Here is a 26757-nt window from a genome sequence, read left to right as displayed (position 1 = left end):
GGCCCCGATCACGCCAGGTGCGCGTAGGCGACGATGTTGGAGTCGTAGCCCGTCGTCGCCGACCAGGCGCCGCCGCAGGTGATCAGGCGCAGCTGCGGGGTGTCGTCCGAGCCGTAGACCACGTCGCTGGGGAAGTTGTTCTTGGCGTACATCTCCACCGCGTCCACGATGAAGGTCGCCATCGAGCCGTCCTCCCGGTCGACCTCCACCGTCTCGCCGGGCTGGAGATTCGCCAGGCCCGCGAAGGCGGCCGGGCCGACGTAGGTGTCCAGATGGCCGACCAGCAGGGCCGCGCCGCGCTCGCCCGGGGAGACGCCCCCCGAGTACCAGGCGGCGCGCATCGCGTCCTCCTCGGACGGGGTGGGCGGACCGCCGTCCGGGTCGAGCTGGGCGCCGAAGACTTCGACGTCCGTGCCCAGGGACGGCACGCGCACCTGGGTGGGACGGGAGCGGGGCATCGGCGCCCCGTGCCCCTCCGCGCCCGTGTAGGACGGGCCGATGGTCGGGCTCGCCTCCGCCTCGGCCGTCGCCGGGGGCTGCTTGCCGAACTCGATCACCGGCTCGGGTGGCCAGATGCCCGCCGTCACCCCGACCGTCACCGCCGCCACCGCAGCCGCCACCTCGTAGCGGCGGCTGCGGCGCGCGAGCCGTTGGAACCGGGTGAGGGTGGAGGCGGGACGCTGGGCGGCGGCGTGCCTGAGACCCCGTCCGCGCGGTGCCGGACGGCGCCGTCCGCTCGGGGTACCCGGACGGGAACGGGCGCAGCGGTAGCGCTCGCCCGCCCGGCGGACGAGGGCGGCCGGGCCGCCCAGGATGCCGCGCAGGATCTCAGTCACGCTCGCGCCCCTCAGTAGGAGTGGTTACCGGCCGAGCGGCGCCGCCGGGCGAGGAACACGTAGCCGACCGCACCGGCGACGGCCAGCCCGCCGCCGACCGCCAGCGCCGTGGCCTGCGCCCCGCCGCCCTCACCCGCGGTGCCACCGAATCCGGCCCCGGCGCCACCGGAGGGTGTCGCCGAGGTGAAGGTGAAGTTGGTCGTCAGGGTGACGCCGTCGGCGCACACCAGGGTGACCGGGTAGCTCTTGCCGATGGTCAGCCCGCTGGTCCTGATCTTGCCGGTACCGACCCAGCGACCGTCCGACTCCCTGGTGGACAGGTTGATATCGGCCTGGAACGCCTCCGAGGTGGCGGGGCCGCCGGGCTGGCAGGTGGAGCGGACGGTGACCGAGGTGCCGGCGCCGCCCGCGCTCGGGCTGATGGACAGCGGTGGGTTGGTCGTCTGGCTGCCCTTGTCGTCGCCTCCGGCGACGGCGGGCGTGGTGGCCAGGCCAAGGGTCAGCAGGGTCGCGGCGACGCCCGTGACCAGGCGGCGGCCGGTCCTGGATGTCCTTCGCGGTGACAAAGCCTTCATGGGAGCGATGACCTCCGGGTCGTCGGTGAACGGCACGCGCGGTGGCGTGACGGGTTGTCACCTATGCGAACAGGGGGTCATGGCTTCCGCACCCCGAGTGCGTCCCTGCGGGTGCCGCATTGCTCCGTACCGGGGTACGGGTGCACCGCAGCGGCCTACGGAAGGGCCCGGCCGCCCCTCGGGGGAAAGGACGGCCGGGCGTCCGCGGGGAGGGGCCGTGACGCGTCCTCCCCTGTCTCCAGTGTGCTCCCCGGACGCGCTACTTGGTCTCCAGATCCCGCCGGCGGAAGCCCGCGAGCCCCAGCCACAGCAGGGCGCCGGCCAGCGCCGTCAGCAATCCGAGCGCCAGCCACCCGCCGCCGTCCAGGGCGGTGGCCGGCAGCCGGGGGACGTGGCCGAACGGGGAGAGGTCGTTCAGGACGCCGGGGAAGCCGAGAAGTTCGCCCAGATAGCCGCACACGAACGCGTACGCCGGGACGATCCACGCCGCCGCGCAGGCGCGCGGCAGCCAGCCGTACAGCACGGCCGCGATGCCGGCCGTGACCCACAGCGCGGGGGCGTACGCCAGCGCAGCGCCCGGCACTTTCCACAGCAGCGCGCCGTCCGAGGTGGACAGTGCGCCGGTGAGCCCGAGCACCAGTCCGCCGGACAGCAGGACCGCCGTGCCGCCGGCCAGCGCCACCGCCAGGTGGGAGCCGGCCCAGCGGGTGCGGGACAGGGCGGTGGACAGCACCGGCTCCGCGCGCCCCGCGCTCTCTTCCGCGTGCGGGCGCAGCGCGGCCATCACCACGTACACCGCCGCCACGATCGCCGGGACGATCAGCACCACCGAGACGAAGGATTCGGCCACGCTCGCCCCGCCGGCCCGTTCCACCTGTTCGCGCAGCGCCTCGACATCCTCGATCATCCGCTCGGCGTCGCCCAGGATCGAGCCGTACATGGCCCCGAGCAGCGCGAGGCCGCCGGCGAACGCCAGCAGGACGCCCCGGTGCAGCCGCAGCGCGAACCCCAGCGGCCGGCCGAGCGCCGCCGAGCCGCCCGGGCGGCCCAGCCGCTGGGCGCGCAGCCCGGCGCCGACGTCGCGGCGCACCGACAGCGCGAACGCCGCCCAGCCGGCGCCCGCCGCCAGCGCCGCCGACAGCAGCAGCGGCCACCAGCGGTCGGCGGCGAACACATAGGTGCCCTGCGCCCAGCCGATCGGCGACAGCCAGGACAGCGTGCCGCCGCCCACGTCGCCGACGGCGCGCAGGGCGTACGCCGTGCCGATGGCGGCGAGCCCGAGCCCGGCGGCGCCGCGCGCGTACGGGGTGATCTGGACGGCGACGGCCGCCAGCGCGGCGAACACCACCCCGGTGGCCGTGTGCGTCGCGCCGTACAGCAGCGCGCCGCCGCCCTCGCCCGCGACGGTGGCGGCCACCAGCGCGCCGAGGGCGAGGTTGGCCAGGGCGGCGAGCGCCAGGGCCGCCGCGAGCCCGGCGTGCCGGCCGAGCACACCGGCCCGCAGCAGTTCGGCGCGTCCGCTCTCCTCCTCGGCCCGGGTGTGCCGGACGACGGTCAGGACGCTCATCAGCGCGACGAGGACGAGGACGAACCCGAGCACCTGGTGGCCGAGCATCGCCCCGAACCCGTAGTCGCCCTCCAGGTAGCGGGCGGGTCCGGTCATCGCGAGGCCGGCCGGGCTGTTCAGGGTCTCGCCGATGGAGCGCCGGTCGGCGGCGTCGGCGTAGGTGCTCTCGAAGCTCGCCAGCGAGGAGGCGGTGCCGAGGGTGAGGGCGGCGATCCACACCGGCAGCCGTACCCGGTCGCGGCGCAGCGCGAAGCGGAGCAGGACGCCGGTGCCGGTGAACGGTCCCACGGGACCCGGGGCGGTGGTACGGGGCGGGGGCGGGGGCGCGGTGCCGGGGGCGGCGGCCGTGGTGGCGGTCATCGGTGGGCCGCCAGTTCGTCGCCGTAGTGCCGCAGCATCAGCTCCTCCAGGGTCGGCGGATGGCTGACGAGCGAGCGGATGCCGTAGCCGGACAGTTCGCGCACCGCGGCGTCGAGCCGGGCGCCGTCCACGGTGAAGCGCACCTGTCCCGCCGTGTCGCCGCCGGTGAGGTCGTGCACCCCGTCGAGGGCGGCGAGCGCCGCCGCCGGGCGTTCGGTGACGGCCTCGATGGTGGTGCGGGTGAGGTGCCGCATCTCGTCCAGCGTGCCGCTCTGGACGATCCGGCCGCGCCGGATGATGCTCACCCGGTCGCACAGCTTCTCGACCTGGGCCAGGATGTGGCTGGAGAGCAGGACGGTCTTCCCGTCGGCCTTGGCCCGGAGGATCACGTCCTGGAAGACGACCTCCATGAGCGGGTCGAGCCCGGCGGTGGGTTCGTCGAGCAGCAGCAGTTCGGCGTCGGAGGCGAGCGCGGCGACGATGGCGACTTTCTGGCGGTTGCCCTTGGAGTAGGTGCGGCCCTTCTTCGTCGGGTCGAGGTCGAAGCGCTCGATGAGGTCGGCGCGGCGGCGGGCGTCCAGGCCGCCGCGCAGCCGGCCGAGGAGGTCGATGGCCTCGCCGCCGGTGAGGGTGGGCCACAGTTCGACGTCGCCGGGTACGTACGCCAGCCGCCGGTGCAGGGCGACCGCGTCCGCCCAGGGGTCGCCGCCCAGCAGGGTGGCGGTGCCGGAGTCGGCGCGCAGCAGGCCGAGCAGGACCCGGATGGTGGTGGACTTGCCGGCGCCGTTGGGGCCGAGGAAGCCGTGCACCTCGCCGGTGCGGACGGTGAGATCGAGGCCGTCGAGGGCGCGGGTGGTGCCGAAGGTCTTGACGAGTCCGGCGGTGGTGATGGCGTGGCCGGCCGCGGGGGGTGGGGCGGCGTCGGTGGGAGCTTCCGTGGTCATGGCTGTGAAGTTACCGAAGTTTCAGTAATGTGTGAAGTTAAGAAAGCGTCAACCTGGCATCCGTTGATCGGATGGGAGGATGAGCGGGTGAACGATCAGCAGTCGCGTGACGAGGAGGCGGTGGCCGCCTTCGTGGAACGGTTCGCCGCCGATCTCATCGAAGCCGGCATGTCCCGGATGCCGGCCCGCATCTTCGCCTGCCTGATGGCGTCCGAGGAAGGCGCCCTCAGCTCCGCCGAACTCGCCCGCCGGCTGCGGATCAGCCCCGCCGCCGTCTCCGGCGGCGTGCGCTACCTCGCGAACGTCCACATGGTCAGCCGCGAACGCGAACCCGGCTCCCGCCGGGAGAGCTACCGGCTCCACCACGACATCTGGTACACCGCCCTGGTCAAGCGCGACTCGGTGGTGCAGCGCTGGGCGGCCACCATGCGCGCCGGCGCCGGGGTGGTCGGCACGGACAGCCGGGCGGCCGAACGCCTCAACGAATCCGCCGCCTTCATGGACTACCTGATGAAGGAACTGGACGCCCTGCTCGACCGCTGGCACGCCCAGCGCGCCACCGGTGGCGCGTAGCACCCGGGGCCGGCCGGACGGCCCCGTCCGTTGAGGTCCTCGCTCAGGCAGGGCCCGGCTCATGGCCGGCGGCGAATCCGGCGAGCAGCGCCGCGAGCGCAAACTCGAAGCGCGCGTCCGGCGCCGGATCACCCGTGCGGACCGCCTCGTGGAACAGCGGATGGGCCGCGGGGTCCGGCTCCGCGCCGGGCGGGTCCCCGACGGAGCCGGCCGCCAGTGTCAGCGTGACCTGGCCGAAGACGAAGCCGGTCAGGGAGTACACGACATCGAGGGCCCGCGGCGGGGTGAAGCCCGCCGCGCACAGGGTGCGCAGGGCGTTCTCCATCGCGTCCAGATTGCGCGCGGTGGTGGCCCGCCGGGTGGCCAGCAGCGGTACCAGGTGCGGATGGGCCAGCAGGGCCGCGCGGAGGGCGTGGGCAAGATCCCGCAGGTGCTCCTGCCAGGTTCCGCTTGGGGGCCGGTGCGGCTGGGCTCGGGCCACGAGCTGTTCCACCATGCCGTCCAGCAGGGCTTCCTTGCCGGGGATGTGGTGGTAGAGCGTCATCGCCTCCACTCCGAGCGCGGCGGCGATCCGGCGCATCGACACCGCCGGGAGCCCTTCCCGGTCGGCCAGCTCCAGCGCCGCGAGCAGGATGGCCTCCCGGGTGAGCCCGGCCCGCTGGCCCCGCTTCCGGCCGGTCGCCATCGGTGCTCCTCGTTTCCGGTTGACGTGCCTTACGCCGTAAGAATACCGTCCCGAAAAACAGAAACGTACAGCGTAAGAAGGAGCCCTTCATGGCACCCGCCGACCCGGCGGAAACCCTCGTCCGTACGCGGGCCGGTACCGTACGCGGCACCGTGGCCGCCGGCGTCCACGCGTTCCGTGGCATCCCGTACGCCCAGCCGCCCACCGGCCCGCTGCGGCTGTGTCCGCCCCGGCCCGCCACGCCCTGGCCCGGGGAGCGCGACGCCACCGCGTTCGGCCCCACCGCCCCGCAGCCGCGCTTCCCGCTGCCCCCCGGTCTCGACGGGCTCTATCCGACCGTGCCGGGGGACGGCTGCCTCAACCTCAACGTCTGGACCCCCGACCCGGGGCGGGCCGGCCTGCCGGTCATGGTCTGGATCCACGGCGGCGGCTTCGACGGCGGAAGCAGCGTGCTCTACGACGGCAGCCGGTTCGCCCGCGACGGGGTGGTCCTGGTCAGCGTGAACTATCGGCTCGGCGCCGAGGGCTTCCTCGCCCTGGCCGACGCGACCCCCAACCTGGCCCTGCTCGACCAGATCGCCGCGCTGCGCTGGGTACGCGCCAACATCGCCGCGTTCGGCGGCGACCCCGGGAACGTCACGGTGTTCGGCGAGTCCTCCGGCGCCATGTGCTGCGGCACTCTGCTCGCCGTCCCCGCCGCCCGGGGACTGTTCCGGCGCGCGATCCTGCAGAGCGGCGCCGGCAACCTCGTCCAGACGGCCACCACCGCCCGGTACGTCGGCCGGCTGCTGGCCGCCGCCCTCGGCGTCCGGCCCCGCCGGGACGCCATCGCGGCCGTTCCCGTCGAGCGGGTCCTCGGCGCCCAGCACGCGGTCATGACCGCACTGGCGTCCCGTCCCGACCCCCGGCGCTGGGCGGGCGAGCCCGGCGCCCGGGTGACCGCCTGGCAGCCCGTGATCGACGGGGAGATCCTGCCCGGCCGGCCCCTGGAGCTGATCCGCGCCGGGGCGGCCTCCGGAATCGACCTGCTGATCGGCACCAACGCCGAGGAGGGCCGGCTCTCGCTGGTGCCCTTCGGCGCGCTCGACGCGGTCACCGAGGAGCAACTGGACACCGCGCTGCGGCTGTACGGGCTGCCGCCAGGACCCGCGCGGCACGTCTACCGGCGCGCCGCCCCGGGGGCGAGCACCGGGGACATCCTGGCCCTCCTGCAACGCGACGGGTGGTACCGCGTCCCGGCGTACCGGCTGGCCGAGGCCCGGGCGGCGGCCGGGGAGCCCGTCCACTGCTACGAGTTCGCCTGGCGCTCCCCGCGCTACGGCGGACGGCTCGGCGCCTGCCACTTCCTGGAGGTCCCGTTCGTCTTCGACCTCCTGGACGATCCCCGTTTCCGTGCGCTGACCGGCGACGACCCGCCCCAGGCGCTCGCCGACACCCTGCACGCCGCCTGGATCGCCTTCGCGACCCACGGCGACCCCGGCTGGCCCCGGCACGGTCTGCCGGACCGCACCGTCAGGCGCTTCGGCACCACCCCGGCCACGGTCCGCGACCCCGATCCGGCCCTCCGCGCGCTGTGGGACGACTCGGTGCTGCCGCGATGAGCCGCCCCGGGGCCCGCGCCGTCCCCGGACGGGGGCCCGGCCCGCGCCCCCCGTGCGCGCCACCCGCGCCGTCAGGCGGACGGCATCCGCAGCCGCAGGCCGCCCGCCAGCACCGTCCAGGTACGGGCCCGGGTCGGGCCGCAGTCCCGCGCGTCCGCCCGGTAGCGGAAACCCTGCCCGCCAGGACCGGTCACCGTCACCGACGCCGCCCGGACGCTCACCTCGGCCACCCCGCGCACCACCACCTCGGCCAGGCCGTCCGCCGCCCGCACCGACACCGCCGACACCGGGCGGACCCCGTCCGTCAGTACCCGGCCGTCCGTCTCCACCCGCAGCCGCTGGCCGCGCCGGGTCAGCCCGCGCTGCCACCAGGTCCGGGGCGCCGGAATGCCCAGCGGGCCCACCACCACGTCCCCCGCGTCGTCGGCCAGCAGATCCAGCGGCCGGTCCGCGCCGCCCAGCACCGCCCGCGAGGCCGCCACCGCGTCCGTGGGCAGCCCGAGGCCGCGCACCAGCGCGAGCGCCGGGGCCGCGCCCACCGGCACCATCGCCAGCGGCGCCGCCGCCAGCTCGCCCGAGCGGTGCAGCGCCCGGACCGCCCGGACCAGCGCCCGGTCGTCGCCCACGATCACCACCCGGTGGCTGCCGCGCCGCGCCAGCGCCCCCGGCATCGCCTGCGGGCCCTCCAGCACGCGCACCTTGACCTGTCCCGCGCCCGCACCCGCGCACAGCACATCGCGCGCGATCCTTACCGATTCCCCGTCCACGCGCCGGGCCGCCGGATCGATGACGATGAGCACCTGTTCGCCTCCCGCCCCCATGTCCCGTAAGCTCTCTGTGCAAGAGCCCCTGTCGCGATTGCGCCAGGGGTTTCGTCGATCCGGGGCAGCTGACATTCCCATGCCCCGCTCGGAAGGGGTGTACGCCTGTGCCCGCACTTGTGCTGCTCGGCGCTCAGTGGGGTGATGAAGGCAAGGGCAAGGCCACCGATCTGCTCGGCGGTTCGGTTGACTACGTGGTGCGTTACCAGGGCGGCAACAACGCCGGCCACACGGTCGTCGTCGGCGACCAGAAGTACGCGCTGCACCTGTTGCCCTCCGGCATTCTGTCCCCCGGCTGCACCCCGGTCATCGGCAACGGTGTCGTCATCGACCCCAAGGTCCTCTTCTCCGAGCTGGACGGGCTGAACGCGCGCGGGGTCGACACCTCCCGGCTGCTCGTCAGCGGCAACGCCCATCTCATCACCCCCTACCACGAGACCCTCGACAAGGTCTCCGAACGCTTCCTGGGCAAGCGCAAGATCGGCACCACCGGTCGTGGCATCGGCCCGACCTACGCCGACAAGATCAACCGGCAGGGTATCCGGGTTCAGGACCTGTTCGACGCGTCGATCCTGCGGCAGAAGGTCGAGGCGGCCCTCGACCAGAAGAACCAGTTGCTCGCCAAGCTGTACAACCGCCGCTCCATCGGCATCGACGAGATCACCGGTGAACTGCTGGGCTACGCCGAGCGGTTGCGCCCGTACGTCGCCGACACCACGCTCGTCCTCAACCAGGCCATCGACGAGGACAAGGTGGTGCTGCTGGAGGGCGGCCAGGGCACGCTGCTGGACGTCGACCACGGCACGTACCCCTTCGTCACCTCCTCCAACCCGACGGCGGGCGGCGCCTGCACGGGCGCGGGCATCGGCCCGACGAAGATCAGCCGGGTGATCGGGATCCTCAAGGCGTACACCACGCGGGTGGGCGCCGGTCCTTTCCCGACCGAACTGGAGGACGAGGACGGCGAGGCGCTGCGGCGCATCGGCGGCGAGTTCGGCGTCACCACCGGGCGCGACCGGCGCTGCGGCTGGTTCGACGCGGTGATCGCCCGCTACGCGACCCGGGTCAACGGGCTCACCGACTTCTTCCTCACCAAGCTGGACGTGCTCACCGGCTGGGAGCGCATCCCGGTGTGCGTGGCGTACGAGATCGACGGCCGCCGGGTGGAGGAACTGCCCTACAACCAGAGCGACTTCCACCACGCCAAGCCCATCTACGAGTACCTGCCGGGCTGGAGCGAGGACATCACCAAGGCGCGCGCGGTCAAGGACCTGCCGGTCAACGCGCAGCGGTACGTCCAGGCCCTGGAGGAGTTCTCCGGCGCGCCGGTCTCCGCGATCGGCGTGGGCCCCGGCCGGGACGAGACGATCCAGATCAACTCCTTCCTGTAAGCGGGCGGTACCACGGCGAAGGCCCGGAGCGGGTGCTCCGGGCCTTCGCCGTGTGCGTACCGCTGCGCGCGTCAGTAGGCGGCGGCGGCCTCGGCCTCGATCTCCGGCCCGTCCCCGTCCCCGAACGGCTCCATCGACATGCTGTCGCCGTCCGCGCTGACCACGTAGGAGGGCAGCGGGTCGCAGCTGCCGGAGGTCACCTCGCCCGGGCCGACGGTGATGGTGTCGCCTTGGGTGCCGTCCTCGGAGGAGACCATCTCGAGCTCCCAGGTGCAGGAGCCGGTGGTGATCGTCATGGCGTTGTCACCGGCGGAAGCGATGGAGGCCATCTTGATCTCCGCGGCGCCCTCGCCCGGGACGTCGGCCGTCCAGAAGCCCCAGGTGCCGGAGTGCTCCAGCATGTCGTACGGCATGCCGTCGCCGCCCGGCCTGGTGCCGGCTGCCTCGAACGTCGACTCCATGCCGGCGTCCGGAACCGTCCAGAGCACCGAGTCGCCGCTCAGCTCCAGCGTCTGGCTGCCGAGCGCGCTGCACTGGAGGCTGCTGGGCACGGTCGCGGTGATCTCGTTGCTGAACGTCAGCACCCCGCCGGTGGTGTCCAGCAGTTCGCCCTGGCCCTTGCACAGCACATTGCCGTACAGGTCCCAGGTGGTGAGGACGTAGGCGCCGCTGTCGTCGGTGTTGATCTCCATGCGGCGCAGCCCGGTGTCACCGTTCGGCGTCTCGACCTCGCCCTCCCAGGAGGAGTAGGTCAGCTCGTACGGGATCTCGCTGGTGTCGATGGTCCCCGGCTCGGGGTCCACCGGCTCCGGATCGGGCTCCGGATCGGGTTCCGGTTCCGGCACCGGGTCGGGTTCGGTCTGCCCGGTCCCGCCGTCCCCGCCGGCCTGGTCCTTCTTGTCGTCGCCGCCGGACAGCGCCAGCGCGACACCGACGGCGATGCCGAAGACCGCGACGGCGGCGGCGACCAGGATCCAGGTGAACTTCTTCTTCCCGTTCTGCTGCGGGCCGCCGGGACCGCCCGGGCCGCCGGGGCCGACCGGGTAGACGGCGTTCAGGCTCTGGTGCCCGTACGGCGTGGGCTGGCCGGCGCCCGGGCCCTGCGGCGGGTAGCCGTACCCCTGGCCCTGCTGGGTCGGGTAGCCGTAGCCGGCGGTGGGCTGGCCGTACGGCGTGGGCTGGCCCGTGCCGTACATCCCCGGAGGCGGTGCCGCCGAGGTCATGGTCTGCATCGCGTCCATGCCCGCGGCGCCCTGGCCGGGCGGGGGGCTGGGCGGCGGGGTGCCGGGCGCGCCGGTGGGCATCGCCTGGGTCGGGGTGGGTATCGCTCCCGGCGGCGGCGGGGTCACCGGCCCGCTCACCGGCGGCTGCTGCGGCGGGGACGGCGGCGGGGTGCCGGGGGCGGCCGGCATGCCCACGGACGACGGCGGCGCGGAGGGCATCGCGGGCGGCGGCGACATGGCCGGCCGGGGCGGTGCCACCAGCGGGTCCTCGGAGTCGAGCAGTTCCACCGCGTGCTTGCCGAGCTTGGCGACCAGCGCGCCGGGCAGCCACGGCTCGTCGTCGCCGATCTCGTCCGCGTCGACGGTGCGCTCCAGCAGCGACTGGAGGCCGGGGCGCTCGCCGGGCATCTGGCGCAGGCAGTCCTCGATGAGCGGGCGGATGCCGTCCGGCACGCCGTCGAGGTTCTTCTCGTCCTGGACGATGCGCAGCATCAGGGCGTGCATCGCGCTGTTGGCGTCGCCGAAGGGGGTGTGCCCGGTGGCGGCGAAGGTGAGGACCGAGCCCAGACAGAAGATGTCGCTGGCCGGGGTGACCAGTTCGCCGCGGCACTGCTCGGGCGACATGAAGCCGGGCGAGCCGACGGCCGCGCCGGTCCGGGTCAGGCCCTCGCCGTGCGCCTCCAGGGCGCGGGCGATGCCGAAGTCGATGACCCGGGGGCCGTCGATGGTGATCATGATGTTCGAGGGCTTGAAGTCCCGGTGCACCAGCCCGGCGGCGTGGATGTCACGCAGCGCGCGGACCAGGCCGTTCGCCAGGATCAGCAGAGTGCGCTCGGGCAGCTTGCCGTAGGTGGAGGTGACCACCTCGTGCAGGGAGGGGCCCGCCACGTAGCCGGTCGCGACCCAGGGGGTCTCCGCCTCGGTGTCGCAGTCGAGTACCGGCGCGGTGAACTCGCCGCCCACCCGGCGGGCGGATTCGACCTCCTGCTGGAAGCGGCGGCGGAATTCGGGCTGCCGGGCGAGTTCCGGCTGCACCAGTTTTACGGCCACTGTGCGCCCGCGGTCGGAACGGGCCAGATAAACGCTGCCCATCCCGCCGGCGCCCAATTTCCCCAGCAGCCTGTACTGGCCCACGCGTTGGGGATCGGTGGGCCCGAGCGGTTTCATGCTGTGGTACTCCTCTTCGCTCGCGTAAGCCCCCTGAGGATACGGGTGCCTGTACGTGTACGTGGGGACAGGAGCTGAACCCTAGCCGGTTCCCGTATCCGGGTGTGAGCTTCCGCTCCTTGCCAATTCGTGATCTGGATCTTCAAATACCGGTCACATACTGATCGGTAGGAGTAACGGGAACTATTGCCGGTAGAACTGAAGGGTCCGCCCGCCCGGATCGTCGACCCAGCCGACCGTGATCGTGTCGTCGGCGCCGCGGCCGACCGTCAGCCGGGGCGCGCTGAACTCCCCGCAGGTGTCGAGATCGGCGTCGGAGCCCGCTGCCACGTACAGGTCGGGGCCGAGCACGACCTCCCGCTCGAAGACCTGCACCAGGTGGTTCTCCCACACGCAGGTGCCGCGGTCGTCGTTCCACTCCTCGTAGGTGAACATCACCTCGCCGATGGCGCCCTCGGTGACGGTGAGGGTGGTGGTCCACTCGACCTCGTCCTCGTCCGTCCAGCTGTCGCCCCACTCGCCGACGAGCAGGTCGGGCGTCCGGTCGCCGCGACCGCGCTCCAGATCGATCTCCTCACCGGCGAAGGCCAGCGTCATGCCGTCGGTGTCGGTGGCCGTCATCACCTGCACCTCGGGGGTGTCCGGGGTCGGGCAGTCCTCGCCCACCGCGTCGGAGGGGACGGCCCAGGCCGGCTCGGCGCGGAACTCCAGGTCCTCGGCGGCGTCGAAGGTGCTCAGCCGCATGTCGTAGGCGCACAGCAGACGCGCGGACACCGCGGTCACGGTGCCGACGCTCTCCCCGGTGTCGCCCTGGGTGACATCCAGCCGCACCCCGTGCCAGACGCGTTCGCCCTCGTCGTCGGTGGTGTGGTACTCGCCCTGCCAGGCCCCGAGGTACTCCTCGGTGATGTCGGACCCGGCGGCGCTGTCGTTGCCGCTGATGAGGTTCGCCGTGATGACGCCGCCCGCGACCAGCGCCACGAACGCGACACAGAGCGCCACGATCGCGGGGACCGAGATGCGCCGGCGGGGCGGCGGTGGCGGCTGCCCCTGCCCGGTGTGGGCGTACAACTGCTGGGAGGGCGGCCCGAATCCCCCGGACGGCGGCCCGTAGGGGCCGGACTGTCCGTACGGGGTGGGCACCGGGCCGCCGAAGTGCGGCTGCTGGGGCGGCCCGGCGGGGGTGAGCGGCGCCGTGGGGCCGGGCGCGGGGACGGGCGCGGACTGTGGGGCCGGGCCGGCCGCGGGGCGTACCGCCGGGTGATCCACCCGGCTGCGCGGGTCCTCGGAGTCGAGCAACTGGACGGCGTGCCGCCCGAGCTGGGCCACCAGCGCGCCCGGCAGCCACGGTTCGCCGTCCGGGCCGGCCGCCGTGTACCGCTCCAGGTCCTCCAGGGTGGGCCGGGCGGCCGGGTCCTTGGCGAGTGTGGCGGCGATCAGCCCGCGTATGCGTTCCGGGAGGCCGCCGAGATCCGGCTCCTCCTCGGCGATCCGGAACAGCAGGATGTGCGCACCGCTGTCCAGCGCCCCGTACGGGGTGCGGCCGGTCGCCGCGTAGGCCAGCACCGAGCCGAGACAGAACACGTCGCTTGCGGGGGTGAGGCGTTCGCCGCGTATCTGCTCGGGGGACATGAAGCCGGGGGAGCCGACCGTGGCGCCGGTGCGGGTCAGCCCGTCGCCCGGCCCCGCCTCCAGCGCCCGGGCGATACCGAAGTCGATGACGCGCGGCCCGTCGATGGTCAGCAGTACATTGGACGGTTTGAGGTCCCGGTGCACCAGCCCCGCGGTGTGGATGTCCCGCAGCGCCAGGGTGAGGCCGTTCGCCAGCAGCAGGACGCTGCGCTCCGGCAGCGGCCCGAAGTCCCGGCCCACCACCTCGTGCAGGGAGGGGCCGGCGATGTAGCCGGTGGCGACCCACGGGGTGGCCGCCTCGGTGTCGGCGTCCAGCACGGGAGCGGTCCAGCGCCCGCCGACGCGCCGCGCGGCGGTGATCTCCAGCGCGAACCGCCGCCGGAAGTCCTCCTCCCGCGCCAGCTCGGCCCGGATGGTCTTGACGGCCACGGTCCGGCCGCGGTCGGAACGGGCCAGGTACACCTGCCCCATGCCGCCCTCACCCAGCCGGGCCAGCAGCCGGTAGTCACCGATGTACCGCGGGTCCTGTGGCGTCAGCGGGTCCATGTGAAACGAACTCCCCCGTTCGGAACCTTTGTGCCTCACTGAGGATAGAGGCCCCGACCGACGGCCGTGTCAAGCCGCGTTGTCAAGCCGCGTTGTCGATCCGCCGCTGCTGGAGCCGGCCGAGCCGCTGCACGAAGACGAGGGCGGCGATGGCCGCCAGGAACATCAGGAACTCACCGACCAGGGTCACCCCCATGATCACCCGGGCCGCCTCCACGTTGGCCCCCACGGTGTGCCAGGTGTCCCAGGTGAGCGGGAGGTGGGAGAGCGCCAGCCACAGCGCCCACAGCGCCCACCAGAAGTCGACCGCCTTCATGGGCGGATAGGCCTGGGGGTGGCTGGCCCGCCAGATGTCCCGGGCGATGCCACGGGGCATGAACAGCATGCCGATCGGGATGAACCAGACCCCGATCGCCATGGCTTTCCCGTAGCGGATCTGCCCGGGCGCGAACACCTCGGCGTTGTGCCGCACCCGGTGGAACCACAGCAGCCACACGAGGCCGGTCGCCAGCATCAGGGCCCCCGCGCCGAGGGCCAGGATGTCGGCGAGAGACGCCAGGCCCCGGATCCCTCCGCTGTCCAGGAAGCCGGTCATGTCGGCACCGTTCCAGACCATCAGCTCCTCGGCGATCCGCAGGTACTGACTGAGCGTGAAGGTGGAGGCGACCATGGTGAGCGCCAGCATCCAGGTGACCGCGGTGGTGAGCCCCTTGACGGGCTTCGTCCCGGGCACGGCCTGCTTGGCCGCGGTGGTCCCCCAGGGCCCGCCGGCCCGCGCCGCCGGCGCGGACTGAGCTGCCTGCCCGCCCGGTGCTCCCTGCGGGGCCGCCACCTGAGTGGGCGTCGGGCCCGCCAGCGGGGTGGTGAGGGCCGGCCCGAACCCGGGCGGGGCGGACGCGCTGCCGTGCGCCGGCGTGCTCGGCTGCCCACCGGGCGGGGTGGCGGCCACGGCGGCCGGCTGCGGGGCGGCCGGAGCCGGGGTGTCCTGCGGCTGCCGGGCGCCCGGCAGCGGATCCGGGTCCTCGGAGTCCAGCAGCCGCACCGCGTGCCGCCCCAGCTGGGCCAGGACTTCGGCGGGCAGCCAGGCGCCGCTCGGCGGCTCGCTGCCGGTGACCTCCAGCAACTCGGCGACGGAGGAGCGCACGTCCGGGTCCTTGTTCAGGCACCCGCTGATCAGCTCGCGCAACTGCCCCTCGGGCACCCCGCCCAGCTCGGGCTCCTCCTGCACGATCCGGTACATGAGGGCGTGCCCGCCACTGTCGGTGGTGCCGAACGGCAGCCGCCCGGTGACGGCGTAGGCGAGCACCGAGCCGAGACAGAACACGTCGCTGGCGGCCGTCAGCCGCTTGCCCATGATCTGCTCGGGGGACATGAAGCCCGGCGAGCCGATCACCGATCCGGTACGGGTCAGCCCGCCGCCGGTCACCCCGTCGTAGGCGCGGGCGATACCGAAGTCGATGACCCGCGGGCCGTCGATGGTGATCAGCACATTGGCCGGCTTCAGATCGCGGTGCACCAGGCCCACGGCGTGGATGTCCCGCAGGGCCTGGAGCAGACCGGAGGCCAGCGTGAGCACCGACTGCTCCGGCAGCGGGCCGTAGTCCTCGGACACCACCTGGTTGAGCGTCGGCCCCGCGATGTACCCGGTGGCCACCCAGGGCGTCTCCGCCTCGGTGTCCGCGTCCAGCACGGGCGCTGTCCACTGGCCGCCGACCCGGCGGGCGATGGTGATCTCCTGGGCGAACCGCCGCCGGAACTCCGGCTCCCTGGCGAGCGCCGGCTGCACGGTCTTGACCGCCACCGTGCGGCCCCGGTCGGAACGGGCCAGATACACCTGCCCCATCCCGCCCTCGCCGAGCTTGCCCAGCAGCTGGTACGCGCCGATGGTGCGCGGATCTTCGGGCGCGAGCGGTCGCATGAGCGGCGTTTCCTCCCCCGGTTTGCGGTCCCGAACGCCACCGAGAATAGAGGCCGATGATCCGTCGCCGCACCGCAGGAGCCTCCCGTCCGCTCCGGCGGCGCCCGGCGCGGCCTGCCGCGCCGCCCGCATCCGGTGCCCGTTGCCCGATCCGGGCCGGGGTGGCCGGCACCGGTCCGCCGCCCCTCGCGCCGCTGCCCGCGTGGGCCGTGCCCGGCGGACACGGCGGCAGAGGCGGGCCCGCCCGGCGTCCCCCGCCGCCCGGACGGGCCCGGCCCGCGCTCCCGTTCGGGCGCGTGGAGTGTGCCCGGGTCTTCACCGGACCTTCACCCCGGCTCCCGCCCCTGTGCCCGCCCGGCCCCACCGGCCGGTGACCCAGCGTGCGCACCGTCTCACCCGTGCGCCGCCACCGGCGCCCGATCCACGCCACCGTCCTCATCAGCACGGACACCATTCCGACCCCTCCCGGCCTCTCGGTCCACCCGCTGTCACCTTCTCCCACAGCGTACCGAGTGACTACGGAGCGTGACATCACCCGTTCGGTGGACTCTCCGTCTCCAAGCGGTCGAGGGCCTCGCTCAGCCGCCCGAGCGTGGCCAGGACCTCGGCGAACTCCCGCTCCCCGCCCAGCGCCTCGCTCAGCCGGTCGGCGAACGCCGCGTGGCCGGGCCCGATCCGCCCCATCGCCTCCCGCCCCTCCGCCGTCGGCACCAGCAGCTTCGCCCGCCGGTGCGCCGGGTTGGGCTCGTACGCCGCGAGCCCCCGCTCCACCAGCAGATCGGCGATCCGCTGCACGCTCTGCCGGCTGATGCCCATGGCCCGCGCGATGCCCGACACCGGCAGCGGTTCGTCCACCACCGCGCCCAGCACCTGCCACCGGGCGGCGGTCAGCCCGGCCGGCCGGGCGAGGCCCTCCGCCACCGACAGGAACTGCCCGTTCAGCCGGAAGGCGGCCAGCGCCGTACCGGAGAACAGCCGCTGCCGCCCCAGCTGCCCGGCCGGCCCGGCTCCGCCCCCTCGCGCGTCCGGCTGCGACTGCGACTGCGACTGCGGCTGCGGCTCCCGCTGCGCCGCCCGCTCCGCGCTCACGCGCCCGCCACCAGCGGGTACGCGCTCGCGTCCGACTCCGCGTACAGCCGGAACCACGCCTCCAGCACCTCCGGCGGGAACACCTCCAGCCGCCGCAGGATCTCCCGCGCGAACGCCTCCTGGTCGGTCGGCCCCGCCGTGATGAGATCGCCGTCCGTCACGGCGTCCGCCTCCCGGTAGCCGGCCCCGCCCGCGTACCCCGTCGCCGCCAGGACCGGCGCCGCGGCGCCGGTGTGCGCCCGGGTGTCCAGCAGCCCTTCCCGCGCCAGCCCGGCCACCGCGCCGCAGATCGCGGCCACCGGCACCCCCGCGTCCAGGAAACGCCGCGCGGCCCGCCCGAACTCCGCCAGGCCGCCGCCGTCCCACCCCGCCGACCCCGGCAGGATCAGCAGCGCGCTGTCCCGCGCCCGCAGCTCGCCGAGGGTGAGGTCCGGCAGGACGCGCAGCCCGCCCATCGTCGTGACCGGCCCCGGGCCGGCCCCGACCGCCCGCACCCGGAAGCCCCGCCCGTTCAGCTCGGCGATCGCGTGCCCCGCCTCCCAGTCGGCGAGGCCGTCGTACACCGCGAGGTGCACGGTCCTGGGCGCGTCCTCCGCGCCGGTGCGCCGCTCCGTGGTCTCCATGGTGTTCTCCCCGCTACTGCTCATGACAGCACCCTGTCATGTAGACAGCATGCTGTCAAACAATTCCGGGAACTGTAGTGTGGGTCGGCGTGATTCAACGCAGTACCCTGCGCGAGCAACTCGCCGATGCCCTGCGGGAAGAGATCCTGGCCGGCCGGCTGGCCCCGGGCGGTGAGTTCACCGTCCGGGAGATCGCCGAGCACTACGGCGTCTCCGCCACGCCCGTCCGCGAAGCCCTGGTCGACCTCTCCGCCCAGGGCCTGCTCGAAGTGGAGCAGTACCGCGGCTTCCGCATCCGCCAGGACAGCCTCGGCGATTTCGAACGCCTGATCGAAGCCCAGGCCCTCGTACTCCAGGGCCTGCTCCAGCAGAACCCCACCCTCAGCCTGCCCCGGGCCGACCCCGGCGACTTCACCTCCATCCGCCGCCGCGCCGCCGCCGCCCGCCAGGCCGCACTCGGCGGCGACCTGGACATCCTCATCGGCTACGACCTGCGCTTCTGGCGCGAGCTCGACGCCGCCCTGCTCACCAACCCGCACATCGGCGAATTCCTGGACCGCATGCGCGTACGCTGCTGGGCGTACACCGTCCCCTACCTCCGCCGCCGGCACTCCCTCGGTGGCCGGCTCTGGTCCGGACACCTCGAACTGGCCGACGCCGTCGAACGGCGCGACGCCAAGGACACCGAGCGGCTGCTGGACTCCCACCGCTCGCACACCCTCGCGCTGGCGATCGAACTCACCGGGGCGTGACCGGGCCGACGGCGGGGGAAACCTCTCCCCACAACCTCCGAGAGAGCGTGATGCCGTGGCATGTGATCTGTGGCTGGTCCCCCTTGTCGACGTGCTGTGCCACAGCCCCGACAACCCCTTCGCCGAAGAACTCGCCGAATACGACCGCGCCCTGGCCGAAGCCGGCGCGCCGCCCGTCCCCGTGTACGGGTACGTCCCGGGCATGTCGGGCGACGTGGCCCCGGTCGCCGGGTTCGACTACGCGGCCCTCCATCTGCTGCGCCGCGCCTACCTCCTCCAGCTCAGCGGGCTGCCCGTCACCCCGGTCGACGACCTGGACGGCGACTACCAGCAACTCCTGGAGATGTTCGAGACCGCCGCCCAGCAAACCCACCTCGTGTGGCACTTCGACCACGCGGGCGCGTACGTCCCCGTCGACTTCCCGCACCCGCTGGTCACCGACTCCCTGCTGGCCGGCGGCGGACCGCTGGGCTCCAGTCACGGACTGCTGCGCGAACTGGAGTCGGTCGCCCCCGTGCTGGGCATCGACCCGTTCAACCCGCCGCCGAGCCCGCCCCCGCCCGGCCGCCCCACCCGGCTGGACGAACCGGCGGCGCCGCCCGCGGACGACAGCCCGTTCGCCCGCGAACGGCACGTCTGGCTCGGCCTGCACGCCGCCGCCACCCGCAGCCTCGCCCAGGGGTCGATGATCGTCTTCAGCTGATGTCAGGGGCAGGGCCCCTCCGGGGGCCGCTGCCTCGGCAGATACGCATGCGGTCCGCCCCGCGCCTGCTCGTACGCCGCGCACCGCTCCGCCCGGCCCGCGCCGGCCGCGCCCGCGCCCGCCGGCGCGAGCTGTGCCAGCAGCGGCCCCGGCGCGCACCGGAACTCCAGCATCCAGTCGGCCGTCTCGCGCCGCACCAGCTCCGCCAGATCCTCCGAGAACCGGCGCAGCACCCACAGACAGCGCTCCGCCGCCTCGCTCTCGGTGCCCTCCGCCGGACCCAGCACCTCCCGGACGCTCTCCGCCGCCCAGTCGTACCGCAGCGTCTCCAGCCGCCGCCGCACCGCCTGCGCCGCCGCCATGTCCCGCATCCAGCCCGAGCTCACCCCGAAGCAGCGGTCGCCGACCGCGCACAGCGCCGCCCCCAGCAGCGCCAGATACCCCCAGCCGGCCAGCGCCTCACCGGCCCCGGTGAACTCCAGCAGCGGCAGCGCCGCCCCCGCCGTCAGCCCCGTCAGCATCCCGCCGCGCAGCGCCCGCGCGGCCCGTCGTTTGCGCTGCCGCGACCCCAGATACCAGTCGACGGTGGCCAGCGCCTCCCGTTCCGCCAGCTCGTACAGCTCCGCCAGCCGCCGGGCGGGCTCGTGCCAGTCCGCCGACGGCGCCGGCCGGCCGGCCAGATCCGCCCGCCGCCGTCCCGCGCCCGTGGTACCGGTGTCCTCCGGATGGCTCATCCCACGACTCCCTGAAGAGGTATGAACGAACGAAGATCCCCTTTCTTACCCCGGGAAATAGTGCTGTCCGGACCACTTTCGGCGTAATTGCGCTCAGAAGAGGGCGAGAAGGGAGGGTGACGGCCGGAGCGGCGTCCGCCTCCCTCACCCGAAGGAGTGAGCGGGCCGGTGGCGCCGATAGGCTGCCTCCCGTGAGGATCCTTGTCATCGGCGGCGGTGCCCGCGAACACGCTCTGTGCCACGCCCTCTCCCGCGACACCGAGGTGACGGCGCTGCACTGCGCCCCCGGCAACGCCGGGATCGCCGAGGTTGCCACCGTGCACCCCGTCGACGCGCTGGACGGCGCGGCCGTGGCCGCCCTCGCCGGCGAGCTGGCCGCCGACCTGGTGGTGGTCGGCCCGGAGGCCCCGCTGGTCGCGGGCGTCGCCGACGCGGTACGGGCGGCCGGGATCCCGGTGTTCGGCCCGTCGGCCGAGGCCGCCCGGCTGGAGGGCAGCAAGGCGTTCGCCAAGGACGTCATGGCGGCGGCCGGCGTCCCCACGGCGCGCAGCTACGTGTGCACCACGGCCGAGCAGATCGACACGGCGCTGGACGCGTTCGGCGCGCCGTACGTGGTGAAGGACGACGGTCTCGCGGCCGGCAAGGGCGTGGTCGTCACGGAGGACCGTGCCCGGGCCCGCGAGCACGCGCTGGCGTGCGAACGCGTCGTCATCGAGGAGTTTTTGGACGGCCCCGAGGTCTCGCTGTTCGCCGTCACGGACGGCACCACCGTGGTGCCGCTCCAGCCGGCGCAGGACTTCAAGCGCGCCCACGACGGGGACGCGGGCCCCAACACCGGCGGCATGGGCGCCTACTCGCCGCTGCCCTGGGCCGAGCCCGGCCTGGTGGACGAGGTGCGCGAGACGGTCCTGGAGCCGACCGTCGCCGAACTGCGCAAGCGCGGCACCCCCTTTTCCGGCCTGCTGTACGCCGGGCTCGCGGTGACCTCGCGCGGGGTGCGGGTTATCGAGTTCAACGCGCGCTTCGGCGACCCCGAGACCCAGGTCGTCCTGGCCCGGCTGCGCACCCCGCTCTCCGGCCTGCTGTACGCGGCGGCCACCGGCGAACTGGCCGCACTGCCGCCGCTGCGCTGGAGCGAGGGCGCGGCGGTCACGGTGGTCATCGCCTCCGAGGGCTACCCGGCCGCGCCGCGCACCGGCGACCCGATCACCGGCCTCGACGCGGTGGCGGAACGGGACGCGCCGGACGCCTACGTGCTGCACGCCGGGACGCGCCGCGGCGCGGGCGGCGAGGTGCTGAGCGCCGGCGGCCGGGTGCTGTCGGTCACGGCCACCGGGCCCGACCTCGCGGCGGCCCGGTCCCGGGCGTACACGGCGGTGGGGCGGATCGGGCTGAAGGGGTCCCACCACCGCGGCGACATCGCGCGGGCCGCGGCGGAAGCGGCGGCCGGGCCGGCCTGATCCCCCATCGGTCGTACGGGCCCGGCCCCGGGGCGTTCGCGCGCCGGGGCCGGGCCCTCGTCCGTGCGGTGGTCCGTGGCCGGGCCCCGGCCGCACGGCGGACGGCGCGCGCACGGCGAGTCCGTACCGCCGGAGCGCCTCCACCGGCGCGGCGGGATCGCGTCGTTGTGGCCGGAATGCACTGCCTTCCTTTACCCAAAGCCCCTCCATCGGGTGACCGATGCCGCTGTCCGGCTGACGCTCGCCGTGTGCGCAACTAGGGTGCGGCGGGAGTTGTCCCGTGGCGGGCCGTGGTGATCATGCGATCGGCCCACCGCGCATTGCGCCGTCGGCCGTCGGTGCCACAGTGGGATGACGAGCACGATCGGGGCCGGGCACGGCGGAGGGCAGGGGCATGGGGCAGCGGCAGCAGCACAGAGCCACACACTCCGCGCGCGACCACGCGCTGGCCGTGCTCCGCGCGCGCAACAGCGCGCTGGCGCTCGCGCTGCTCCCGGCCGCCGTCGCCGTGGTGCTGTTCGCCGCCGGGCCGGACGTGCCGGACGCCGTACGGTGGCCGGTCGCCGGCGTCGCCGTCGCGGTGATCGCGGTGGCCGCCGCCGTCGGTGTGCTCATCGCCCGCGCCCGGCCCGCCGTCACGCCCACCATCGACGTGTCCGAGGCCGACGCCCCCGCCCTGCACGGTCTGATACGGGACCTCGCCGACCGGCTCGCCGTGCCGCACCCCGGCGGGATCGCCCTCACCCCCGACTGCGACAGCTGGCTGGAGGAACAGCCCCGCACCCGGGATACAGGTGGCCCACACGCTCTCGCCGGATCGGACACCCGTGCCCCGGTCCTGGTGATCGGCTCCCCCTTCCTATGGTGGATGCGGGTCGGCGAACTGCGCGCGCTGCTCGCGCCCGTCGTCGCCGGCACCGGCCCGTCCGCCCACCCCGACATCGCGGCGGCCCGCCGCTGCGTGCGGAGCTGGGACGCCACCGCCGGACTCGCCGCCGGCGCCTGGCCGCCGCGGCACCCGCTGCTCGCCCTCTCCGGCGCCGTCTCCCGGCTGCTGCTGCGCGCCGCCGGCACGCACGCCGCCGAGATGGAACGCGGGGTGGCCGCCGCCGCCTCCGCCCGCGCGCACAGCGTCGACCACGGGGTGCGGACCGCCGCCCAGGAGCAGGTCGGGCTCGCCTACGCCGGCTGGGACCGGCTGCTCACCAAGGTCGCGCTGCCCGCCTGGCGGATGGGCCGCTGGCCGCGCCGGCTGAACGCCGGGGTCGTCTCCGCCCTCACCGAACTCTCCCGCCGCGACCGGCTCGCCGCCCAGGGCTTCGCCTCCCGGCTGGGCGAACGCCCCGCCTGCGACCTGCTGGAGGAGCCGGGCCGGGTGGACGAGGAGATCTCCCTGCTGGCCGCCCGGCTGTTCCACGGCGGGCCCGGCCACGACGCCGCCCCCTGGGCCCCGGTGGACTGGACCGCCTACCCCGAGGAGGTCGTCGACCGCATCTGGCGCGACCGCGCTGCCCGGCTGTTCGCGGCGCTGGACGCCGAGGAGACGCCCACCCTGGCCCGGGCGCTCAGCCGGCTGACCGAGGCCGCCGCGGGACCGGGCGGGCCCGACGCGCTGGCCGCCAGGATCGGCACGGCCGCCGAGGGAGGGACGGACGGCCCGCTCCCGGCGGCCACCACCGGCGGCCGGTCGGGCGTGCTGCCCCCGCTCGGCTTCCCGGCCCAGCCGCCCGCCACCGGACGCGAGCTGCTGGTCGAACACGTGGCCGCCGCCGTCTGCTGCGCCACCGCCGACACCACCGGCGCGACCCCGGCCCTCGACTGGCTGGACGGACCGGTCCTGCGCTCCGGCAGCCCGCGCCGTCCCACGGACCTCAAACGGCTCGGCGGCTGCGTGCACAGCCTGGTGGACGAGGCCGACCCGGAGCCGCTGCGCGCCTGGCTGACGGCCGCCGGAGTCCGCGAGGACAAACCGGTACGGCTGGTCTGAGCCCGGCCACCGGGCCCGCCCCGCGCCGCCGGCCCGCCGGTACCCCCGCCGTACGCCCCGCGCCCGGCGTACGGAGCGGACGAGCGCGGCCACGCGGCTCTCCCGGCGCGGGCCGGGCCGTCCGGCCATCAGCACCCACGGACCATCGGCCGCCGGACGGGAACCGAGTCCCCGGGAACGCCCGGGACCCGGACACCGGCCGCCCCGGTGCCCCCGCCCGCCGGTGTTAGCGTGTCCCCTCTCGACCAGGGGGTGGCGCGGGTGGCAGCGGACGGTTTCGCGATCGGCGGGGATCTGCGGGTGGGACGGCTCGGGTTCGGGGCCATGCACCTGCCGACCGCCGCCGGGAGCGCCAGGGACGGCGCGATCGCCGTCGTCCGGCGGGCCGTCGAGCTGGGGGTCACGCTCATCGACACCGCCTATCTGTACGGCGGCGGCGCCAACGAGGAGCTGCTCGCCGAAGCCCTGCACCCGTACCCGCCCGGGCTGCTGATCACCACCAAGGTCGGCGTCGCCCGCTCCGCCGCCACCGGCGAGTGGCGGCTCGACGGGCGGCCCGAGGTGCTGCGCGAGCAGGTCGAACGCGGTCTGGTGCGGCTGCGGACCGAGCGCCACGCACTGCTCCAGCTGCACCGCGTCGACCCCGGAGTGCCGCTCGCCTGGCTGCTGGCCCGCTCGCCGGTGATCCTCCCGATCCCCGGCACCTCCCGGATTGCCCATCTGGAGGAGAACGTGGCCGCCCGCCACCTGCGGCTGACCCCGGAGCAGCGGGCGCGGCTGGACGCCCCCGCGACCTGACCCGGCCGCGGGCCGCACCCCGCTCCTGCCGGTGAAGAGGCAATCACCTCCAGCCATTTCACGACGAACGGTGACAACGCCCTCGCGATGTGTGATGTGCTGGTCCGGCAGTGGAGTCGGGGCGGAGGAGGGGACCTTGTCTCTGGCATCTGAGGGCACGGACCGGATCCGGCGATGGGAGTCCGGAGCCTTGGCGCACGCCGTGTCCGACCCGTTCGGGCAGGGCCCGCTGCCCTGGCTGCGCGGCGGGGAGCACTACTTCGACGACACCGGCCGCGTCGTCCCGTGGTACGTGGACCCCGATGCCCGGGGGCTATGTTCCCCGGGCCGGCAGGGCGATGACCAGCCGTCATCCGGCCCCCGGACCCCCGACGACGTGGACTGCCAGATCAAGGGCTTCGCCCCGCAGAGCACCGTGGCACCGGGCGAGTCCATCGATTTCCGGGTCACCGTCAACCCGCCGCAGGACTTCTCGATCGACATCTACCGGATCGGCCACTACGCGGGCGACGGCGCCCGGATGCTGACCCGCAGCCCCGTCCAGCGCGGCACCCGCCAGCCGGAGCCGCTGATCGCCGACCGCACGGTCTCCTGCCACAACTGGTGGCTGTCGTGGCGGCTCCAGGTCCCGTCCGACTGGCGCCCCGGGGCGCACGTGGCCGTGCTCACCACCGCGGATGGCCGGTTCCGTTCGCACGTACCTTTCACCGTCCGCGACGACCAGCCCGCCGATCTCCTGCTGCTGCTCCCCGACGTCACCTGGCAGGCGTACAACCTCTTCCCCGAGGACGGCCGCACCGGCGCCAGCCTTTACCACGCCTGGGACGCCTCCGGTCATCTGCTGGGCGAGCAGGACGCGGCCACCACCGTCTCGTTCGCGCGCCCCTTCGCCGGGGCGGGGCTGCCGCTGCACGTCGGCCACGCCTACGACTTCATCCGCTGGGCCGAGCGGTACGGCTACGACCTCGCGTACGCCACCGCCCGCGATCTGCACGCCGGTCGCGTCGACACCTCCCGCTACCGGGGCCTGATCTTCCCCGGCCACGACGAGTACTGGTCGCTGCCGATGCGCCGCGCCGTCGAGCACGCCCGGGACACCGGTACCTCGCTGGTGTTCCTCTCCGCGAACACGATGTACTGGCAGGTGGAGCTGAGCGCGCTGCCGTCCGGCGACGAGGACGGCCTGCTGCGCTGCCGCAAGCGGCGCGGCCCCGGCCGGCCCGCCCTGTGGCGCGAGCAGGGCGAGCCCGAGCAGCTGCTGCTGGGCGTCCAGTACGCCGGGCGGGTGCCGCGCCCGTATCCGCTGGTCGTGCGCAACGCCGACCACTGGCTGTGGGAGGCCACCGGGGCCCACGAGGGCGACGAACTCCCGGGCCTGGTCGCCGGGGAGGCCGACCGCTACTTCCCGCGCACCGCCCTGCCGGTCAGCGACAGCCGCATCCTGCTGGCCCACTCCCCGTACCGCGACGAGGCCGGGGTGCGCCGGCATCAGGAGACCTCGCTGTACCGGGCGCCCAGCGGCGCCTGGGTGTTCGCTTCCGGCACCTTCGCCTGGTCCCCGGCGCTGGACCGTCCGCAGCACACCGATCCCCGGATCCAGAAGGCCACCGCCAATCTGCTGGACCGCATCTGCAAACGGGACTGACCGCGGCCCCCCGGGCGCCGGCCGGCGGGCGCGATGCGTGAGAATGAACGCCGCGTGGCCCATCGACTGACCGACCCTCTCAGCCGCCAGGAGGCACAGTGCCAGGATTCGTCACGAAGCCTGAGCCCGTGCGGGTGCCCGGTCTTGTGCATCTGCACACCGGGAAAGTCCGCGATCTCTACCGCAACGAGGCCGGCGAGCTGGTGCTCGTCGCCACCGACCGGATCTCCGCGTACGACTGGGTACTGCCCACCGAAATCCCCGACAAGGGCCGCATCCTGACCCGGCTGTCGCTGTGGTGGTTCGACCAGCTGGCCGATCTGGTGCCCGGGCACCTCGTCTCCACCGACGTTCCCGAGGGCGCGCCCGCCGACTGGGAGGGCCGGGTGATGGTCGCGCACGCGCTGGAGATGATCCCGGTGGAGGCGGTGGCCCGCGGTTACCTCACCGGTTCGGGGCTCAAGGAGTACGAGCGCGACCGCACGGTGTGCGGTCTGGCGCTGCCGCCCGGTCTGGTGGACGGCTCCGAGCTGCCCGCCCCGATCTTCACCCCGGCGACCAAGGCGGCGGTCGGCGAGCACGACGAGAACGTCAGCTACGAGGAGGTCGCCCGCCAGGTCGGCGCCGAGACGGCGGCCCAGCTGCGCCAGACGACGCTCGCCGTGTACGGGCGGGCCCGGGACGTGGCGCGGGACCGGGGGATCATCCTGGCGGACACCAAGTTCGAGTTCGGGCGCAAGCCCGGCGCGGACCAGCTGATCCTCGCGGACGAGGTGCTGACCCCGGACTCCTCGCGCTTCTGGCGCAAGGACGAGTGGGAGCCGGGCCGCCCGCAGAAGTCGTACGACAAGCAGGTCCTGCGTGACTGGCTGTCCTCCCCGGCCTCCGGCTGGGACCGTACGGGGGACGCCCCGCCGCCCGAGCTGCCGCAGGAGGTCGTCGACGCGACGCGGGAGCGGTACACCGAGGCCTACCGGCTGCTCACCGGAACCGCCTGGGACTGACCGTGAACGGTCAAGCGGGCCCCCCGGGCTGACCCGGCCGGGGCCCGCTTGGTAGAAAGCCCCCGACAGGCATGCCGCCGGGCCCGACCACCCCGGCACCGCACGGCCCGAACGGGGATGAAC

General features: G+C 74.3%; 22 protein-coding genes. 10 read left to right on the top strand and 12 right to left on the bottom strand.

The window, feature by feature from the left end:
- Positions 1 to 8: 8 nt before the first annotated feature.
- The 4 genes from BM385_RS11780 to BM385_RS11765 all read right to left on the bottom strand — a co-directional run bounded on the left by BM385_RS11780 (position 9) and on the right by BM385_RS11765 (position 4282).
- Positions 9 to 836, bottom strand: a complete 828-nt coding sequence (locus BM385_RS11780; protein ID WP_019431978.1) for a class F sortase — start codon at positions 834 to 836, stop codon at positions 9 to 11.
- A gap of 11 nt (positions 837 to 847) precedes the next feature.
- Positions 848 to 1447, bottom strand: coding sequence for a hypothetical protein (locus BM385_RS11775; RefSeq protein WP_019431977.1), 600 nt, complete (start codon positions 1445 to 1447; stop codon positions 848 to 850).
- A 223-nt stretch (positions 1448 to 1670) separates the two neighbouring features.
- Complete coding sequence (locus BM385_RS11770; RefSeq protein WP_093843010.1) at positions 1671 to 3338, bottom strand: ABC transporter permease; 1668 nt, start codon at positions 3336 to 3338, stop codon at positions 1671 to 1673.
- A complete protein-coding gene (locus tag BM385_RS11765; protein WP_019431975.1) occupies positions 3335 to 4282 on the bottom strand; it encodes an ABC transporter ATP-binding protein in 948 nt (315 codons plus the stop codon). The genes BM385_RS11770 and BM385_RS11765 overlap by 4 nt, the downstream gene beginning before the upstream one ends.
- 87 nt (positions 4283 to 4369) lie before the next feature.
- Between BM385_RS11765 and BM385_RS11760 the strand changes: the two genes are divergently transcribed.
- Positions 4370 to 4855 (top strand): GbsR/MarR family transcriptional regulator, encoded by a 486-nt coding sequence (locus BM385_RS11760; RefSeq protein ID WP_019431974.1) that lies wholly within the window; start codon positions 4370 to 4372, stop codon positions 4853 to 4855.
- Positions 4856 to 4898: 43 nt separating this feature from the next.
- Here BM385_RS11760 and BM385_RS11755 read toward each other — a convergent pair whose 3' ends face one another.
- Complete coding sequence (locus BM385_RS11755) at positions 4899 to 5540, bottom strand: TetR/AcrR family transcriptional regulator C-terminal domain-containing protein (RefSeq protein WP_093843009.1); 642 nt, start codon at positions 5538 to 5540, stop codon at positions 4899 to 4901.
- An 89-nt stretch (positions 5541 to 5629) separates the two neighbouring features.
- Here BM385_RS11755 and BM385_RS11750 point away from each other — a divergent pair, with 89 nt between their 5' ends.
- A complete protein-coding gene (locus BM385_RS11750; protein ID WP_093843008.1) occupies positions 5630 to 7141 on the top strand; it encodes a carboxylesterase/lipase family protein in 1512 nt (503 codons plus the stop codon).
- Between the two features lie 71 nt (positions 7142 to 7212).
- On the opposite strand, the gene BM385_RS11745 is transcribed toward BM385_RS11750, so the two are convergent.
- Complete coding sequence (locus tag BM385_RS11745; protein WP_093843007.1) at positions 7213 to 7962, bottom strand: diacylglycerol kinase family protein; 750 nt, start codon at positions 7960 to 7962, stop codon at positions 7213 to 7215.
- Between the two features lie 107 nt (positions 7963 to 8069).
- Between BM385_RS11745 and BM385_RS11740 the strand changes: the two genes are divergently transcribed.
- A complete protein-coding gene (locus tag BM385_RS11740; RefSeq protein ID WP_026047124.1) occupies positions 8070 to 9353 on the top strand; it encodes an adenylosuccinate synthase in 1284 nt (427 codons plus the stop codon).
- A 71-nt stretch (positions 9354 to 9424) separates the two neighbouring features.
- Here BM385_RS11740 and BM385_RS11735 read toward each other — a convergent pair whose 3' ends face one another.
- From BM385_RS11735 to BM385_RS11715, 5 genes are all read right to left on the bottom strand, one after another.
- Complete coding sequence (locus BM385_RS11735; protein WP_093843006.1) at positions 9425 to 11743, bottom strand: serine/threonine-protein kinase; 2319 nt, start codon at positions 11741 to 11743, stop codon at positions 9425 to 9427.
- A gap of 183 nt (positions 11744 to 11926) precedes the next feature.
- Positions 11927 to 13921: a serine/threonine-protein kinase gene (locus BM385_RS11730; protein WP_093843005.1), complete on the bottom strand. Its 1995-nt coding sequence runs from the start codon at positions 13919 to 13921 to the stop codon at positions 11927 to 11929.
- 82 nt (positions 13922 to 14003) lie between these two features.
- Positions 14004 to 15839 carry a protein kinase domain-containing protein gene (locus BM385_RS11725; protein WP_093843004.1) on the bottom strand — a complete coding sequence of 612 codons (1836 nt, stop codon included), beginning with the start codon at positions 15837 to 15839 and terminating at the stop codon, positions 14004 to 14006.
- A gap of 531 nt (positions 15840 to 16370) precedes the next feature.
- Entirely contained in the window at positions 16371 to 16829 is a 459-nt protein-coding gene (locus BM385_RS11720) for a MarR family winged helix-turn-helix transcriptional regulator (RefSeq protein ID WP_026047123.1), read from the bottom strand.
- A gap of 95 nt (positions 16830 to 16924) precedes the next feature.
- Complete coding sequence (locus BM385_RS11715; RefSeq protein WP_019431967.1) at positions 16925 to 17551, bottom strand: DJ-1/PfpI family protein; 627 nt, start codon at positions 17549 to 17551, stop codon at positions 16925 to 16927.
- Between the two features lie 62 nt (positions 17552 to 17613).
- On the opposite strand from BM385_RS11715, the gene BM385_RS11710 reads away from it, so the two are divergent.
- Positions 17614 to 18303 carry a GntR family transcriptional regulator gene (locus tag BM385_RS11710; protein ID WP_380979710.1) on the top strand — a complete coding sequence of 230 codons (690 nt, stop codon included), beginning with the start codon at positions 17614 to 17616 and terminating at the stop codon, positions 18301 to 18303.
- 55 nt (positions 18304 to 18358) lie between these two features.
- Positions 18359 to 19006, top strand: a complete 648-nt coding sequence (locus BM385_RS11705; RefSeq protein ID WP_026047121.1) for a putative DNA-mimic protein — start codon at positions 18359 to 18361, stop codon at positions 19004 to 19006.
- 2 nt (positions 19007 to 19008) lie between these two features.
- Here BM385_RS11705 and BM385_RS11700 read toward each other — a convergent pair whose 3' ends face one another.
- Positions 19009 to 19740, bottom strand: coding sequence for an SLATT domain-containing protein (locus tag BM385_RS11700; RefSeq protein WP_019431964.1), 732 nt, complete (start codon positions 19738 to 19740; stop codon positions 19009 to 19011).
- 191 nt (positions 19741 to 19931) lie between these two features.
- Between BM385_RS11700 and purD the strand changes: the two genes are divergently transcribed.
- From purD to BM385_RS11675, 5 genes are all read left to right on the top strand, one after another.
- The gene (gene purD / locus BM385_RS11695) at positions 19932 to 21200 is read left to right on the top strand and encodes a phosphoribosylamine--glycine ligase (protein WP_019431963.1); all 1269 of its coding nucleotides are present in this window, start codon (positions 19932 to 19934) and stop codon (positions 21198 to 21200) included.
- Between the two features lie 394 nt (positions 21201 to 21594).
- Positions 21595 to 23187, top strand: coding sequence for a hypothetical protein (locus BM385_RS11690; protein WP_093843001.1), 1593 nt, complete (start codon positions 21595 to 21597; stop codon positions 23185 to 23187).
- Positions 23188 to 23448: 261 nt separating this feature from the next.
- Entirely contained in the window at positions 23449 to 23985 is a 537-nt protein-coding gene (locus BM385_RS11685; protein ID WP_093843323.1) for an aldo/keto reductase, read from the top strand.
- 94 nt (positions 23986 to 24079) lie between these two features.
- Positions 24080 to 25630: a N,N-dimethylformamidase beta subunit family domain-containing protein gene (locus BM385_RS11680; RefSeq protein WP_051131013.1), complete on the top strand. Its 1551-nt coding sequence runs from the start codon at positions 24080 to 24082 to the stop codon at positions 25628 to 25630.
- Positions 25631 to 25728: 98 nt separating this feature from the next.
- Entirely contained in the window at positions 25729 to 26634 is a 906-nt protein-coding gene (locus BM385_RS11675) for a phosphoribosylaminoimidazolesuccinocarboxamide synthase (RefSeq protein ID WP_093843000.1), read from the top strand.
- The last annotated feature ends 123 nt before the right edge of the window (positions 26635 to 26757 follow it).

The sequence above is a fragment of the Streptomyces harbinensis genome (assembly GCF_900116145.1).
Classification (GTDB): Bacteria; Actinomycetota; Actinomycetes; order Streptomycetales; family Streptomycetaceae; genus Streptomyces; species Streptomyces carpaticus.
This window is presented reverse-complemented; position numbering and strand designations above follow the sequence as displayed.

Excerpts from the sequence above, each read along its gene's own strand:
- BM385_RS11770 (WP_093843010.1), bottom strand. The coding sequence starts at position 3,338 with ATGACCGCCACCACGGCCGCCGCCCCCGGCACCGCGCCCCCGCCCCCG.
- BM385_RS11765 (WP_019431975.1), bottom strand. The coding sequence starts at position 4,282 with ATGACCACGGAAGCTCCCACCGACGCCGCCCCACCCCCCGCGGCCGGC.
- BM385_RS11755 (WP_093843009.1), bottom strand. The coding sequence starts at position 5,540 with ATGGCGACCGGCCGGAAGCGGGGCCAGCGGGCCGGGCTCACCCGGGAG.
- BM385_RS11750 (WP_093843008.1), top strand. The coding sequence starts at position 5,630 with ATGGCACCCGCCGACCCGGCGGAAACCCTCGTCCGTACGCGGGCCGGT.
- BM385_RS11745 (WP_093843007.1), bottom strand. The coding sequence starts at position 7,962 with ATGGGGGCGGGAGGCGAACAGGTGCTCATCGTCATCGATCCGGCGGCC.
- BM385_RS11735 (WP_093843006.1), bottom strand. The coding sequence starts at position 11,743 with ATGAAACCGCTCGGGCCCACCGATCCCCAACGCGTGGGCCAGTACAGG.
- BM385_RS11730 (WP_093843005.1), bottom strand. The coding sequence starts at position 13,921 with ATGGACCCGCTGACGCCACAGGACCCGCGGTACATCGGTGACTACCGG.
- BM385_RS11725 (WP_093843004.1), bottom strand. The coding sequence starts at position 15,839 with ATGCGACCGCTCGCGCCCGAAGATCCGCGCACCATCGGCGCGTACCAG.
- BM385_RS11715 (WP_019431967.1), bottom strand. The coding sequence starts at position 17,551 with ATGGAGACCACGGAGCGGCGCACCGGCGCGGAGGACGCGCCCAGGACC.
- BM385_RS11700 (WP_019431964.1), bottom strand. The coding sequence starts at position 19,740 with ATGAGCCATCCGGAGGACACCGGTACCACGGGCGCGGGACGGCGGCGG.
- BM385_RS11690 (WP_093843001.1), top strand. The coding sequence starts at position 21,595 with ATGGGGCAGCGGCAGCAGCACAGAGCCACACACTCCGCGCGCGACCAC.
- BM385_RS11680 (WP_051131013.1), top strand. The coding sequence starts at position 24,080 with ATGTGCTGGTCCGGCAGTGGAGTCGGGGCGGAGGAGGGGACCTTGTCT.